The sequence below is a fragment of the Pantoea sp. alder81 genome (genome assembly GCF_020179835.1).
Classification (GTDB): Bacteria; Pseudomonadota; Gammaproteobacteria; order Enterobacterales; family Enterobacteriaceae; genus Pantoea.
This window is the reverse complement of sequence record NZ_JAIUDA010000008.1, coordinates 111,205-123,955: the sequence shown is the minus strand read 5'-3', so window position 1 is coordinate 123,955 and position 12,751 is coordinate 111,205. Positions and strand designations below refer to the sequence as shown.

Genomic DNA, 12,751 nt, shown 5'->3' with positions numbered 1-12,751 from the left:
CCCCCAACCTCCGCAGGTTTTTGAGACAAGGCAACCAATCCCCCTCGCCTCAACCTGGCTCATAACTCACAAATACCGTGAAGCCGGCTTATTTAACGAGATAAACGGCAGAATGGCAAAGCGGGCGCTCTCCATGCTCTGCCATAGCCCCTCATCTTCCACCGAAGGGATAGTGATCAGCTCGCCGCTATCCAGCCCGTGCAGCGCCGCAGCGACTAAATCCTCCACTTCCATTACGCTCTCAGCCGGAAGGTCATCAACCGATTTCCCTGAGCGTTCGAAGATCTCGGTGCGGGTTAAACCTGGCAGCACAGCCTGAATACGCACGCCACTCTCCGCCAGCTCACGCTGCATATTGCGCGTCAGCGAGAGCACAAAGGCTTTACTGGCGTTATACGCACCATTCGCCATTTCATTCACCAGTGCCAGCACCGAGGCGATATTCACAATCGTGCCTTCGCCACGGCGGCTAAATGCCTGTGCGGCAGCGTGTGCAAGTTGCGTCAGCGCCACGATGTTTAACGTCAGCATGGTTTGGATTTGCGAGATATCACCCGCGACGAACTCGCCTTCGACTGCCATCCCGGCATTGTTCACCAGCATCGTAATCTGCTCATTGTCCGCAAGGGTCTGCGCCACACGCTGCAAATCTTCAGTGCGCGTCAGATCCGCCGCCAGCACACTCACTTCCACGCCGTGAGCGTCACGCAGCGATTGCGCCAGCTGGTTAAGACGTGACGCATCACGTGCCACCAGAATCAAATTGCTGCCGCGCGCGGCCAGCTGTTTTGCATAGGTTGCGCCAATTCCGCTGGATGCGCCGGTAATCAAAGCCAGTTGTTGTGTCATGGTCGGTTCCTGTAAATGATGGTTGTCATATCTGATGGAATTTAATATGACGATCATCATATTTTTCGTCAAGCTGGAATATGATGATCGTAATAATTACACTGATTGCCATAAACGATGAGTAGGATGGTGAGAGATGGAAAAGCTGAGCCACAAGGCGCGCACGCGGCAGCGCATACTGGATGAGGCAGCAGTGGTGATGCGCGAATGCGGCACCGAAGGCATTGGCGTGGCGGCGCTGATGAAGCGCGCGGGCTTAACACACGGCGGTTTCTACGCCCACTTTGATTCGCGGGAAGCGCTGGTTGAAGCGGTGATTGCCGAGATGTTTGCCGATTCAGCGCAGCGCTTTGCCGCCATCACCCAACTCGAAGATCCAGCCGAGCGATTGACGCAACTGATCGACAACTACCTCTCTGAGCACCATCGCAACACGCCGGGAGAAGGCTGCCCGATGCCTGCGCTGGTGAGTGAAATTGCCCATCTGCCGATTGAGACACGCACGCTGTTTTCGCAACGTCGCGATGCGGTGCGTCAGCGACTGGCACAGGCACTCAACGAAATGCATCATCCTCAGGCTGATGACGTCGCCGCCAGCATACTGGCCGAAATGGTCGGTGTGGTAGCGCTGGCGCGTGCCTGTCCGGATGATGAGGAAGCGCGCACTATGCTGGCGATCAGCCGTCAATCGGTGAAACAGCGCGCAGGATTGGAGAACGCATGAGCGAACACGATATTCAGGACATCATTGCACCGGGTTTGCAGGTGCTGTTTTGCGGCATCAATCCGGGCAAATCTTCGGCGCACACCGGCTTTCACTTCGCCCATCCCGGCAATCGCTTCTGGAAAGTGATCCATCAGGCCGGTTTTACTCGCGAATTGCTGAAACCAGAACAGGAGCAGCGACTGCTGGAAACCGGTTGTGGCATTACCATGCTGGTTGAGCGTCCCACTATTCAGGCTAACGAGTTGGCGGGTGATGAGTTGCGCGATGGTGGGGCACGATTGCAGGACAAAATCTTACGTTATCAGCCGCGCGCACTGGCGGTGCTGGGCAAGGATGCGTTCCAGAAAGCATTTCGACAGCGCAAAGTGGAGTGGGGCGAGCAGCCGCAAACGTTGGGCGAAACCCGTTTGTGGGTGCTGCCGAATCCCAGCGGGTTGAACCGCGCGACGATTGAGGAGATGGCGGCGGCTTATCGCCAACTTCATGATTGGTTACAGAATAACGCGTGAGCGTGCTCCGCTTAACGCGGCCCTGAAGTTGTTCAATTTGCAGTTTCTGACTAAACCCAAATCTTTATGGCAAATAAAGAGAGGGAAGATGAAACGCACACTCGCGTTAGCGGCGCTGCTGGTGATGGCGCAACAAACGGCACAGGCGGAGACGCTGAAAGTGTTTAGCTCCGGTGGCATGTATCCGGTAATTGAGAGCCTGAAGCAGGATTATCAGCAGCAAACCGGCAATACCCTGCAGCTGGAAGCGGCGCCATCGATGGGCGATACGCCGCAGGCCATCCCTAATCGTCTGAAACGTCAGGATAATGCCGATGTGCTGGTGATGGTCGATTACGCCATTAAACCGCTGGAGCAGGCTAAATTTGTTGATAGCAGCAGTCATCAGGTGTTGGCGCACTCCTATATCGCGATGGCGGTGAAGCAGGGCATGACGCCGCCGGATATCAGCACCGTGGCGAAATTCAAGCAGGTCCTCACGGAAGCATCCAGCATCGCGATATCAGACAGCGCCAGCGGCAAATATATTCAAGGCAAGATGCTGAGTAAGCTGAAGTTGGGGCCGAAGACCGCCAGCAAAGTGTCCGTGATCCCTGCCACGCCGGTGGGTGAAGCGGTGGCGCAGGGCAAAGCGGAGCTGGGCTTCCAGCAGAACAGTGAACTGCAGGCAGTGAAGGGGATTACCATCGTCGGACTGATTCCGCCAACGGTGCAGCAGGATACGCTATACGGCGCGGTGATTACGCGCAGCACACAGCAGAAGCAGGCGGCGGCGCAGTTTGTGAAGTATTTGCAGAGCGACAAAGCGCGCAAAATGATGCAGGAAAAAGGGCTGACGCCGTTTTGAAGGCAATAAAAAACCCCGGCAAGCCGGGGTTTTTTTCGTCTTAACGAGGATTAATCGTCAAGGAAGCTACGCAGTACTTCGGAGCGGCTTGGGTGACGCAACTTACGCAGCGCCTTGGCTTCAATCTGACGAATACGCTCACGCGTAACGTCAAACTGTTTGCCAACCTCTTCCAGCGTGTGGTCGGTGTTCATATCGATACCGAAACGCATACGCAGGACTTTCGCTTCACGCGCAGTCAGACCCGCCAGCACGTCGTGGGTGGCTGAACGCAGGCTTTCTGAGGTGGCAGAATCCAGCGGCAGCTCCAGCGTGGTGTCTTCGATAAAATCGCCCAGATGCGAATCTTCATCATCACCAATCGGCGTCTCCATTGAGATCGGCTCTTTAGCGATTTTCAGCACTTTGCGAATTTTATCTTCTGGCATCAGCATACGCTCAGCCAATTCTTCCGGCGTCGGCTCACGGCCCATCTCTTGCAGCATCTGGCGCGAAATACGGTTGAGCTTGTTAATGGTCTCAATCATATGCACCGGAATACGGATGGTACGCGCCTGGTCAGCGATAGAACGGGTGATAGCCTGACGAATCCACCAGGTCGCATAAGTTGAGAACTTATAACCACGACGGTATTCAAACTTATCAACCGCTTTCATCAGGCCGATGTTACCTTCCTGAATCAGATCAAGGAACTGCAAACCACGGTTGGTGTATTTCTTCGCGATAGAAATAACCAGACGCAAGTTCGCTTCAACCATCTCTTTCTTCGCACGACGCGCTTTGGCTTCGCCGATCGACATGCGACGGTTGATGTCTTTAACCTGCTCGATGGTCAGGCCGGTTTCTTCTTCGATCTGCTGCAATTTCTGCAGTGAACGCGTTACGTCGTCTTCAACTTCCAACAGTTTTTCTGACCAGGGTTTATTCATGGCCAGCGCAGCTTTGAACCAGCTTGGATTGGTTTCATTGCCGGTAAACAGAGTGATGAAGTTTTTCTTCGGCATTTTACAGATTTCAATACACAGCTTCATGATCAGGCGCTCTTGCGTGCGCACACGATCCATCATCACTCGCATACTGTTCACCAGGTAATCGAATTGCTTCGGTACCAGGCGGAACTGTTTAAACACTTCAGACAGGTTGTTGATCTCTGCAACGGCATCAGCGTGACTGCGGCCTTTCGCTTTAATCACCGTACGGGTGGTTTCGTACTGAGTGCGAAGGTCGTTGAATTTCTCACGCGCCAGTTCTGGATCGATGGAATTATCATCGTCAGAGCTGTCGTCATCGCCATCTTCGTCTTCTTCTTCGTCGTCGTTACGGTCTTCTTCAGACAGTTCAGAACCGACGTGGGTCGCGGTAGGGGCAACATCTGCTTCCGCGTTCGGATCAACAAAGCCGGTGATCAGATCAGACAGGCGAGAATCGCCCGCTTCCACGCGATCGTACTGATCGAGCAGATAGGTGATGGCTTCCGGGTATTCGGCAACAGAGCACTGAACCTGATTGATACCGTCTTCGATACGCTTGGCGATGTCGATTTCGCCTTCGCGCGTCAGCAGCTCAACGGTACCCATTTCGCGCATATACATACGCACGGGGTCAGTAGTACGACCAATTTCAGATTCAACGCTGGAGAGTACCTGCGCGGCAGCTTCAGCGGCATCTTCGTCAGTATCACTGCTGTTTTCATTCAGCATCAGATCATCGGCATCAGGTGCTTCTTCAACAACCTGAATACCCATGTCATTAATCATCTGGATGATGTCTTCGATCTGATCGGAGTCGACGATATCTTCCGGCAGATGGTCATTGACCTCAGCATAGGTCAGATAGCCCTGCTCCTTACCACGGGTGACAAGCAGCTTAAGCTGTGACTGCGGGTTTTGCTCCATAAGACGGTATCCACACTTCTGTTAATTAGATTGGTGTCGGTCGGCAGCGAGCCAACTATAACAGTGAAGGCGTTGTGTTTTTGCCGCTGCCTTCAACGCGGCCAGGGCTTCAGCCCTTCATATATCGGCACTTAAGCCGCTTGAATTCTGTTCGGGCCTGGCTTACTCGCCATTTCCGTCCCCGGCAGTGCTCGCAATCCTCACGTACTTCAGTACGCTCCGGTTGCTGCGCGCTGGCGGTAACGAAACTGGCTTCGACGCCGACGGCCCTCGTACGGTGCGCTTAAAACCGAACCGAACGATCAAACCAAAACGGCGGCTTTAACAGCCTTCAACGTTCTGGTCTGGTAATAATCTTATTTTTTCGCTAATGCCTGGCTTAAAGCCCAGAATTCGCGGCGTTCGGCGGCGCTCAGGCCTTCGGTACGATCGCGTGCGATGAGCGCTTCAAGGCGCTGTTCAAGGGCTGAGTCATAAAGACTCGCCAGTGAATCCTGGAACACGGCTTCTGCTTCTTCATCCACTATCATGTGGTTCCAGGTTGCCAGCGTTTCAAGGGGCTGGCTAAATTCTGTCCCGCGATATAACTCTAGTAGCTGTCCGGTCGTCAGGCCAGGATTCTCCGTACAACGACTGACTATCTCCACAAACAGCGGCAAACCCGCCATTTTTGACTGCTCAAGCCCGTCCAGCGTAGGAACGATGGCGGCAAATTGCGGATTCTGCACCAGCAACGCAATCAACACGCGCATGGTGGTGCGCTTCAACGGAGGAGCCGTTGGCGCTGCGCCGCTCTCTGCCAGCTTCGGCATCAGCTTGTCTAACTGGTTATCGTCAAGAATGCCGAGTTTATTACCCAACGTTTGACGCATATAAATACGTAACGTTTCGCCTGGGATCTGGCTTATCAACGGTAAAGCTAGCGTTGCCAGCTTGGTTTTACCGTCGCGTGTGCTCAGATCGACCTGCGGCATCAGGCTGTCGAATAAAAACGTGGAGAGCGGTAAAGCCTGCTCCATCCGCGCTTCGAAGGCTTCTTTACCCTCTTTTCGAACCAGCGTGTCCGGGTCTTCTCCATCCGGCAAAAACATAAAGCGTAGCTGACGACCGTCATTCATGTAAGGCAATGCAGTTTCAAGTGCACGCCAACCGGCTTCGCGTCCCGCTCGGTCGCCGTCGTAACAGCAAATCACCGTATCGGTGGAACGAAACAGCAGCTGAATGTGTTCAGCAGTGGTCGAGGTGCCCAGCGAGGCAACGGCATAATCGATGCCAAATTGCGCCAGCGCCACCACGTCCATATAGCCTTCTACAACCAGTAAACGCGCTGGCTGCGGATGATTCTTTTGCGCTTCATACAGGCCATATAACTGACGGCCTTTATGGAAAATCGGTGTTTCCGGGGAGTTCAGGTACTTCGGCGTATCGTTGCCCAGTACACGTCCACCAAAGCCAATCACGCGTCCACGTTTATCGCGGATCGGGAACATCACGCGATCGCGGAAACGATCATAAGTGCGGCCGGAATCGTTACTGACCAGCATGCCCGCTTCCATCAAGGATTCGCGGTCTTCTTTCTGCTGACCAAAACGCTTCAGTGCGTTATCCCAACCTGCTGGTGCATAACCAATCGCAAAGTGATCGATCACTTGCTGGCTGAGACCGCGCGTGGCGAGATAATGTTGTGCAGATGTCGCTTGCGGGTTACGCAGGCTTTGCTGATAGAAACCGTCGAGGCCTTCCAGCAGCTGATACAGACTTTGACGCTGATGACGTTCCATCGGGCTGGGGCCGTTGCCCGCTTCATACGGCACTTCTAAGCCGTGTTGCGTGGCCAACTCCTCAACGCTTTCCACGAAATCCAGACGATCGTGATTCATCAGGAAATCGATGGCGTTACCTTTGGCGCCACAGCCGAAGCAGTAATAGAACTGCTTCTCACCGCTTACGGTGAAAGAGGGGGTTTTCTCGTTATGAAAAGGACAGCACGCGTGATAGTTCTTACCCTGCTTTTTCAGCTTAACGCGGGCATCGATAAGATCCACGATATCCGTGCGGGCAAGTAAATCATTGATAAATACGCGTGGAATTCGTCCAGCCATAAGCCCCGGTTTTTCCGCTCATAAACGGCAACAAGCCGCGCTTCCTTTCGGAAAGCACGGCCTCTTACTTGACTCTGTCTGCGTTTAACACGCGGCGGAAGCGAACTTCCGAAAGAAATTAGTACAGACGAGTGCGGCGTGCGTTTTCGCGAGCCAGTTTCTTGGCATGACGCTTAACTGCAGACGCTTTAGCGCGCTTACGCTCAGTCGTTGGTTTTTCATAAAACTCACGACGACGAACTTCCGCCAGAACACCTGCTTTCTCGCAAGAACGCTTGAAGCGACGCAGTGCTACGTCGAAAGGCTCGTTTTCACGTACTTTAATTACCGGCATGTAACTCTTACCTCGATAAATTCGGTTTTGCTGCTGACTGCGGCGCCAGCACTTTTAAAATGGTGCAGCATTTTACTCCAGCCGTAGCTGACTTGTAAAGCACCATGAACAATTTAGAACCAACAGAGGCATTTGCCATCGCGGCTGCCGGTTTTTTCAGGCCGTGGAGTATAGCGCACTCTTTGTGCGACAGAAAAACACTTTTTCCTGGCAAAGTCGTCCAGCGTGTGATTCGCCTGTGCTACACTGCGCGCCGCAAGAAGAGGGTGATAAAAGCTATGCGAGTACTGGGTATTGAAACGTCCTGCGATGAAACCGGCATCGCGATTTATGACGATGCGTCCGGTCTGTTGGCGAATCAATTATATAGCCAGGTCAAACTGCACGCCGATTACGGTGGTGTGGTGCCCGAACTGGCCTCACGTGACCACGTGCGCAAAACCGTTCCGCTGATTCAGGCCGCGCTGAAAGAAGCCGGGCTGGAAGCAAAAGAAATTGATGCAGTGGCTTATACCGCGGGTCCAGGTTTGGTCGGTGCGCTATTAGTGGGCGCCACTATCGGCCGTGCGCTGGCGTTCGCGTGGAACGTCCCTGCCGTGCCGGTTCATCATATGGAAGGCCATCTGCTGGCGCCGATGCTGGAAGACAATCCGCCAGAATTTCCGTTTGTGGCGCTGCTAGTTTCCGGCGGTCACACGCAGTTAATCAGCGTTACCGGCATTGGTGAATACACCTTGCTGGGCGAATCGATTGACGATGCGGCTGGCGAAGCTTTCGATAAAACGGCCAAACTGCTCGGTCTGGATTATCCCGGTGGGCCGATGCTGGCGCGCATGGCGCAGCAGGGCACGCCGGGCCGTTTCAGATTCCCGCGCCCGATGACCGATCGCCCCGGGCTGGATTTCAGCTTCTCAGGTCTGAAAACCTTCGCCGCCAACACCATTCGTGAGCATAACGGCGATGAGCAGGCGCGTGCCGATATCGCACGTGCGTTTGAAGATGCAGTGGTGGATACGCTGATGATCAAGTGCAAGCGCGCGCTGGAGCAAACGGGCTTTAAACGCCTGGTGATTGCCGGCGGTGTGAGCGCCAACCGCACGTTGCGTGAGCGCATGGCGGAGATGATGCAAAAGCGCGGTGGTGAAGTGTTTTACGCTCGCCCGGAGTTCTGCACCGATAACGGCGCGATGATTGCCTATGCTGGCATGGTGCGGCTGAAAGGCGGTACGCGCGGTGGATTGGGCGTCAGCGTCCGGCCACGTTGGCCACTGGCCGAATTGCCCGCCATCTAAAACGAAAAAACCGGCATCGCGCCGGTTTTTTTATTTCTTCTTTTTCCGCTTCCAGATTTTATTTTCCTGGCCGCGCCACAGGCGCTGGATGTTGTCGTGATGACGCAACAGAATCAAACAGGAGAGCATCGAAACTGGGAAGGTAAACTGCGGTTTGAACCACCACACGTAGAACGGGGCGATCAGCGCACTGACAATCGCGCCCAGCGAGGAGTAGCCGCTCAGCAGCACCGTCAGCAGCCAGGTGCCGGTCATCAATCCCGTCAAATCCCAGCCAATCGGCGCAATCGCACCAAACGCGGTGGCCACGCCTTTACCACCACGAAAACGGAAGAACACCGGATAGATATGGCCGAGGCAGGCAGCAATCGCCGTTAAGCCGAGATACATCGGCGTGACGTGCAGCAGATAGGCGATCCACACCGGAATCATCCCTTTAGCGACATCGAAAATCAGTACCGCTGCGGCAGCGGCTTTACCGCCGATACGCAACACATTGGTTGCGCCGGGATTGCCGGAGCCAGCAGTACGCGGATCGGGTAAACGCGCGAGTTTACAAACCAGTATCGCACTGGAAATCGAGCCGCAAAGATACGCGAAAATAATCATACCAAGCGCGATAGCACTCATAGCCTCGTACCGTTCCTTTTGGGTCGTTTTGTTCTCGATAAGCGTGGATAATACGCATAATCCGCCGGAAGTGGTATCCGGCTTAGCCAAAAACAGAGACTGACATCATGGATATCGTATTTATAGAACAACTCACCGTGTTCACCACCATTGGCGTTTACGACTGGGAACAGGGCATGCAGCAGAAGCTGGTGCTCGATGTCGAAATGGCGTGGGACAACCGTCGTGCCGCGGTGAGTGACGATGTGAACGACTGTCTGAGCTATGCCGATGTCACCGAGGTTATTCTTAATCATCTGCAGGGCCAGCGGTTTGCCTTAGTTGAACGCGTGGCCGAAGAAATTGCCGATCTGTTGATGAATCGTTTCAAAACGCCGGGCGTGCGCATCAGGGTGGGTAAACCGGGTGCAGTGGCCCAGGCAGCGACCGTTGGCGTGCGTATTGAGCGCGGGACTATTCCTAAATAAATCATCCGTGATTGCCATCACAATGAAACCAAACCAAATTATGGTGTGTCTCACTTGAGGCCGTTGCGCTAACGGACGCGAAGTTGCCGATTTTCTTAAGGTTTCCTTCAGCGTGGCGCAGGCATAATTTTAGGCGGTAGCACCTTGCGACCGCCTTTTTACTGTTTAAAACGGATAGAGGAAAAATTTTGATGGCAGATATTCACCAGCTTTGGGTTGCTGCAATCCTGGGGGTTGTGGAAGGCCTCACGGAATTCCTGCCGGTCTCTTCTACGGGCCATATGATCATCGTTGGCCACCTGTTGGGCTTTGAAGGTGATAAAGCTGAAACCTTTGAAGTGGTCATTCAGTTGGGTTCAATTTTAGCGGTAGTGGTGATGTTCTGGCGTCGCCTGTTTGGACTGATTGGTATTCACTTCGGCAAGGAGCCGCATGAAGGCACCGGAACCGGGAAACTGACGCTGATTCACATCCTGTTAGGTATGGTTCCCGCGGTGGTGATTGGTTTGCTGCTGCACGATCAAATCAAAAGCCTGTTTAATCCAATTAACGTGATGTACGCGCTGGTCGTCGGTGGCGTGTTGCTGTTGGTGGCTGAGTACTTCAAACCTAAACAGCCTAAAGCGGTGGGTATCGATGATATCACTTACCGTCAGGCGTTTATGATCGGTTGCTTCCAGTGTCTGGCGCTGTGGCCGGGCTTCTCGCGCTCGGGAGCCACCATTTCTGGCGGTATGCTGATGGGCGTGAGCCGTTATGCTGCATCGGAGTTCTCGTTCATCCTTGCGGTGCCGATGATGATTGGCGCCACCGGATTGGATCTCTACAAGAGCATGGGCTTCCTGACCATGCAGGATTTCCCGATGTTCGCCGTCGGCTTCGTGACCGCCTTTATCGTGGCTCTGCTGGCGATCAAAGTGTTCCTGGAACTGATTAAGCGTATCTCGTTTGTTTCGTTCGCTATCTATCGCTTTATCGTGGCGGCTGCAGTTTACGCCATCTTCATGTAAGCGCGGCGTGCGGCCGGTTATGCTGGCCGCACGTTGATCAACCCTTCCTGCACTGCCATCACCCGACGACGCGTCAACTCTTCCCGCACGGCCGGTCCTTTAAAACCTGCTGCAACCACATCCTTAGTCGGCACCGCCTGAGACAGTGCAAACGCCTGACGCAGGTAATCGCCTTGTGGATAGGCCAGGCTTTCCATTCCGGTGCGGCCACGCGCGTCGGCTTCGCTGGTTAGCGCCATCTTCTCTACGCGATCGGGCTTGCGCCACGCATCAATGCGATCAAACAGAGCCACCAATGACTCCGCTGACTGACGTTCAATGGTGTGCACGATATCGTGAAATTCAGTGACGATTAACGCCAGATCGCGCACCTGGTTGGGCACGCGCAGCCGCTGGCACAGCGCTTCGACAATTGGTACGCCGGCTAAACCGTGGCCATGATGGCTAGGCCATTTCTCGGGAGGCGTCAGCGCTTTACCGACATCGTGGAACAGCGTGGCAAAGCGCACGTCCAATTCCTCGGACAGCGCGGCAGACATCGTCAGCGTCATCAACGCATGTATGCCGGTATCGATCTCAGGATGCCATTTGATGGGCGCCGGAATGCCGTAAAGGTTATCCAGCTCCGGGAACAGCACCTGCAATGCGCCACAGTCACGCAGCACCTGGAAAAAGACCTGCGGATTACGCGTTAACAGCGCCTTCTCGGTCTCTTTCCACACGCGCTCGGCGGTCAGGTCAGCCAGCTCGCCGCTCTCCGCCATCTCACGCATTAAGGCCTGCGTTTCATCAGCCACACGGAAATTGAGATGGGCAAAGCGAGCAGCAAAACGCGCCACGCGCAGGACACGCAGCGGATCTTCGTTAAAGGCGGCGGAGACATGGCGCAGGGTGCGATTCGCTAGATCCTGCTGACCGCGATAGGGGTCGATTAAGCTGCCGTCGTCAGCCTGCGCAATGGCATTGATGGTGAGATCGCGGCGCTGCAAATCCTGCTCCAGCGTCACGTCCGGCGCAAATTGTGTGACAAAACCGGTGTAGCCTTTGCCATTTTTGCGTTCGGTACGCGCCAGCGCATACTCTTCACGACTGCGTGGATGCAAAAAAACCGGAAAATCCCGGCCGACCTGCTGATAACCTTGTGCCAGCATCGCGTCAGGCGTCGCGCCTACCACCACCCAATCTCTATCTTTTACCGGCAAACGCAGTAAGGCATCACGCACCGCGCCACCGACCAGAAACGTCTTCACTCAACTACTCCAGAGGCAATGTATTCTGCGCGCCGTGCACGCATGTTGCGTTATTGTTGCATACTTTGGCTAAAAATCGGGCACGCCAAAAGGGGCATCTTACGATCCCCTTGAAGAAAAGAACAAATCGGCGTGGCGGTTTAGTTCATCCAGCGATCGTTTTTCTTGCGGCGTGGCACCATGTGCGGCAGTACCAAACCAAGCAGCAAGCCAACACCCAACACGCCGCCGCCATACATAAACCACTGCATGATGATGGTGCGCTGTTTGTCATCCAGCTGGACGTTAGCGGCGCTGACTTTCTTCTGCGCAACAATCAGCTCGTTCTTCAGCTTCTGATTTTCGGCTTTCAGGCCGTCAATGGTGCCGTCGCTGTTCGCCACTTTGTTCTGCATTTCAGAGGTGCGCTGATTCCAGCTGTTGTCGATGTTCGCCAGCTTGGCGGTGAGATCTTTAACCTGTTGCTCCAGCTGCGGCACGCGGGTGCGCAGGCTGGGATCGGCACTCAACTGTGACAGCGGGATCCAGTTGGTTTTCCCTTCGGCATCACGAATCTGGCCATATTGGGAATCATTGTTGACCTGCAACAGAGTGACTTCCTCTCCGGCATTCAGCTTGCCAATCAGGCGATATTGATCGCCCGGGCCGCTGCGTACCCAAGTGGATAATTCATCGGAGATGTAACGCTTTTCGTCAGCAGCATGAACAGGGGCGATGGCGCTAAATGCCAGCAAAGAAAGGGCAGCAAGTGTGATTTTTTTCATTCGATGTCGTTTTTTCTTAATGGCGTAAAATTACCGGCACAGTCTGGAGACGCTTCTCAAAAATCTGAATGAGAA

At 54.3% G+C, this 12,751-nt stretch carries 13 protein-coding genes; 6 read left to right on the top strand and 7 right to left on the bottom strand.

Annotation, left to right across the window (positions count from 1 at the left end; translation table 11 throughout):
* Positions 1-66 precede the first annotated feature (66 nt).
* Positions 67-849, bottom strand: coding sequence for an SDR family NAD(P)-dependent oxidoreductase (locus tag LBW88_RS19970; RefSeq protein WP_224933922.1), 783 nt, complete (start codon positions 847-849; stop codon positions 67-69).
* Between the two features lie 136 nt (positions 850-985).
* On the opposite strand from LBW88_RS19970, the gene LBW88_RS19965 reads away from it, so the two are divergent.
* The 3 genes from LBW88_RS19965 to LBW88_RS19955 all read left to right on the top strand — a co-directional run bounded on the left by LBW88_RS19965 (position 986) and on the right by LBW88_RS19955 (position 2,932).
* A complete protein-coding gene (locus tag LBW88_RS19965; protein ID WP_224933921.1) occupies positions 986-1,573 on the top strand; it encodes a TetR/AcrR family transcriptional regulator in 588 nt (195 codons plus the stop codon).
* Positions 1,570-2,085: a G/U mismatch-specific DNA glycosylase gene (gene mug / locus LBW88_RS19960; RefSeq protein WP_224933920.1), complete on the top strand. Its 516-nt coding sequence runs from the start codon at positions 1,570-1,572 to the stop codon at positions 2,083-2,085. Before LBW88_RS19965 ends, mug begins: the two co-directional genes overlap by 4 nt.
* Positions 2,086-2,173: 88 nt before the next feature.
* Entirely contained in the window at positions 2,174-2,932 is a 759-nt protein-coding gene (locus LBW88_RS19955) for a substrate-binding domain-containing protein (RefSeq protein ID WP_224933919.1), read from the top strand.
* A 50-nt stretch (positions 2,933-2,982) separates the two neighbouring features.
* Here LBW88_RS19955 and rpoD read toward each other — a convergent pair whose 3' ends face one another.
* From rpoD to rpsU, 3 genes are all read right to left on the bottom strand, one after another.
* Positions 2,983-4,827 (bottom strand): RNA polymerase sigma factor RpoD, encoded by a 1,845-nt coding sequence (gene rpoD, locus LBW88_RS19950; protein WP_224933918.1) that lies wholly within the window; start codon positions 4,825-4,827, stop codon positions 2,983-2,985.
* 356 nt (positions 4,828-5,183) lie between these two features.
* Positions 5,184-6,929: a DNA primase gene (dnaG, locus tag LBW88_RS19945; RefSeq protein WP_224933917.1), complete on the bottom strand. Its 1,746-nt coding sequence runs from the start codon at positions 6,927-6,929 to the stop codon at positions 5,184-5,186.
* A gap of 118 nt (positions 6,930-7,047) precedes the next feature.
* Complete coding sequence (gene rpsU, locus LBW88_RS19940) at positions 7,048-7,263, bottom strand: 30S ribosomal protein S21 (protein WP_001144069.1); 216 nt, start codon at positions 7,261-7,263, stop codon at positions 7,048-7,050.
* A gap of 278 nt (positions 7,264-7,541) precedes the next feature.
* Here rpsU and tsaD point away from each other — a divergent pair, with 278 nt between their 5' ends.
* Positions 7,542-8,555, top strand: a complete 1,014-nt coding sequence (gene tsaD, locus LBW88_RS19935; RefSeq protein WP_224933916.1) for a tRNA (adenosine(37)-N6)-threonylcarbamoyltransferase complex transferase subunit TsaD — start codon at positions 7,542-7,544, stop codon at positions 8,553-8,555.
* 30 nt (positions 8,556-8,585) lie between these two features.
* On the opposite strand, the gene plsY is transcribed toward tsaD, so the two are convergent.
* The gene (gene plsY, locus LBW88_RS19930) at positions 8,586-9,185 is read right to left on the bottom strand and encodes a glycerol-3-phosphate 1-O-acyltransferase PlsY (protein WP_034828352.1); all 600 of its coding nucleotides are present in this window, start codon (positions 9,183-9,185) and stop codon (positions 8,586-8,588) included.
* A 107-nt stretch (positions 9,186-9,292) separates the two neighbouring features.
* Here plsY and folB point away from each other — a divergent pair, with 107 nt between their 5' ends.
* Both folB and bacA read left to right on the top strand, forming a co-directional pair.
* Complete coding sequence (gene folB / locus LBW88_RS19925) at positions 9,293-9,652, top strand: bifunctional dihydroneopterin aldolase/7,8-dihydroneopterin epimerase (RefSeq protein WP_224933915.1); 360 nt, start codon at positions 9,293-9,295, stop codon at positions 9,650-9,652.
* Between the two features lie 191 nt (positions 9,653-9,843).
* Positions 9,844-10,662, top strand: a complete 819-nt coding sequence (gene bacA, locus LBW88_RS19920; RefSeq protein ID WP_058959467.1) for an undecaprenyl-diphosphate phosphatase — start codon at positions 9,844-9,846, stop codon at positions 10,660-10,662.
* Between the two features lie 17 nt (positions 10,663-10,679).
* Here bacA and LBW88_RS19915 read toward each other — a convergent pair whose 3' ends face one another.
* Complete coding sequence (locus LBW88_RS19915; protein WP_224933914.1) at positions 10,680-11,912, bottom strand: multifunctional CCA addition/repair protein; 1,233 nt, start codon at positions 11,910-11,912, stop codon at positions 10,680-10,682.
* Positions 11,913-12,052: 140 nt separating this feature from the next.
* Complete coding sequence (locus tag LBW88_RS19910; RefSeq protein ID WP_224933913.1) at positions 12,053-12,676, bottom strand: TIGR04211 family SH3 domain-containing protein; 624 nt, start codon at positions 12,674-12,676, stop codon at positions 12,053-12,055.
* Positions 12,677-12,751 lie beyond the last annotated feature (75 nt).

Bases quoted from the DNA above. Each gene is read 5' to 3' on its own strand.
- LBW88_RS19970 (WP_224933922.1), bottom strand. From the start codon at position 849: ATGACACAACAACTGGCTTTGATTACCGGCGCATCCAGCGGAATTGGC.
- LBW88_RS19965 (WP_224933921.1), top strand. From the start codon at position 986: ATGGAAAAGCTGAGCCACAAGGCGCGCACGCGGCAGCGCATACTGGAT.
- mug (WP_224933920.1), top strand. From the start codon at position 1,570: ATGAGCGAACACGATATTCAGGACATCATTGCACCGGGTTTGCAGGTG.
- LBW88_RS19955 (WP_224933919.1), top strand. From the start codon at position 2,174: ATGAAACGCACACTCGCGTTAGCGGCGCTGCTGGTGATGGCGCAACAA.
- rpoD (WP_224933918.1), bottom strand. From the start codon at position 4,827: ATGGAGCAAAACCCGCAGTCACAGCTTAAGCTGCTTGTCACCCGTGGT.
- dnaG (WP_224933917.1), bottom strand. From the start codon at position 6,929: ATGGCTGGACGAATTCCACGCGTATTTATCAATGATTTACTTGCCCGC.
- rpsU (WP_001144069.1), bottom strand. From the start codon at position 7,263: ATGCCGGTAATTAAAGTACGTGAAAACGAGCCTTTCGACGTAGCACTG.
- tsaD (WP_224933916.1), top strand. From the start codon at position 7,542: ATGCGAGTACTGGGTATTGAAACGTCCTGCGATGAAACCGGCATCGCG.
- plsY (WP_034828352.1), bottom strand. From the start codon at position 9,185: ATGAGTGCTATCGCGCTTGGTATGATTATTTTCGCGTATCTTTGCGGC.
- folB (WP_224933915.1), top strand. From the start codon at position 9,293: ATGGATATCGTATTTATAGAACAACTCACCGTGTTCACCACCATTGGC.
- bacA (WP_058959467.1), top strand. From the start codon at position 9,844: ATGGCAGATATTCACCAGCTTTGGGTTGCTGCAATCCTGGGGGTTGTG.
- LBW88_RS19910 (WP_224933913.1), bottom strand. From the start codon at position 12,676: ATGAAAAAAATCACACTTGCTGCCCTTTCTTTGCTGGCATTTAGCGCC.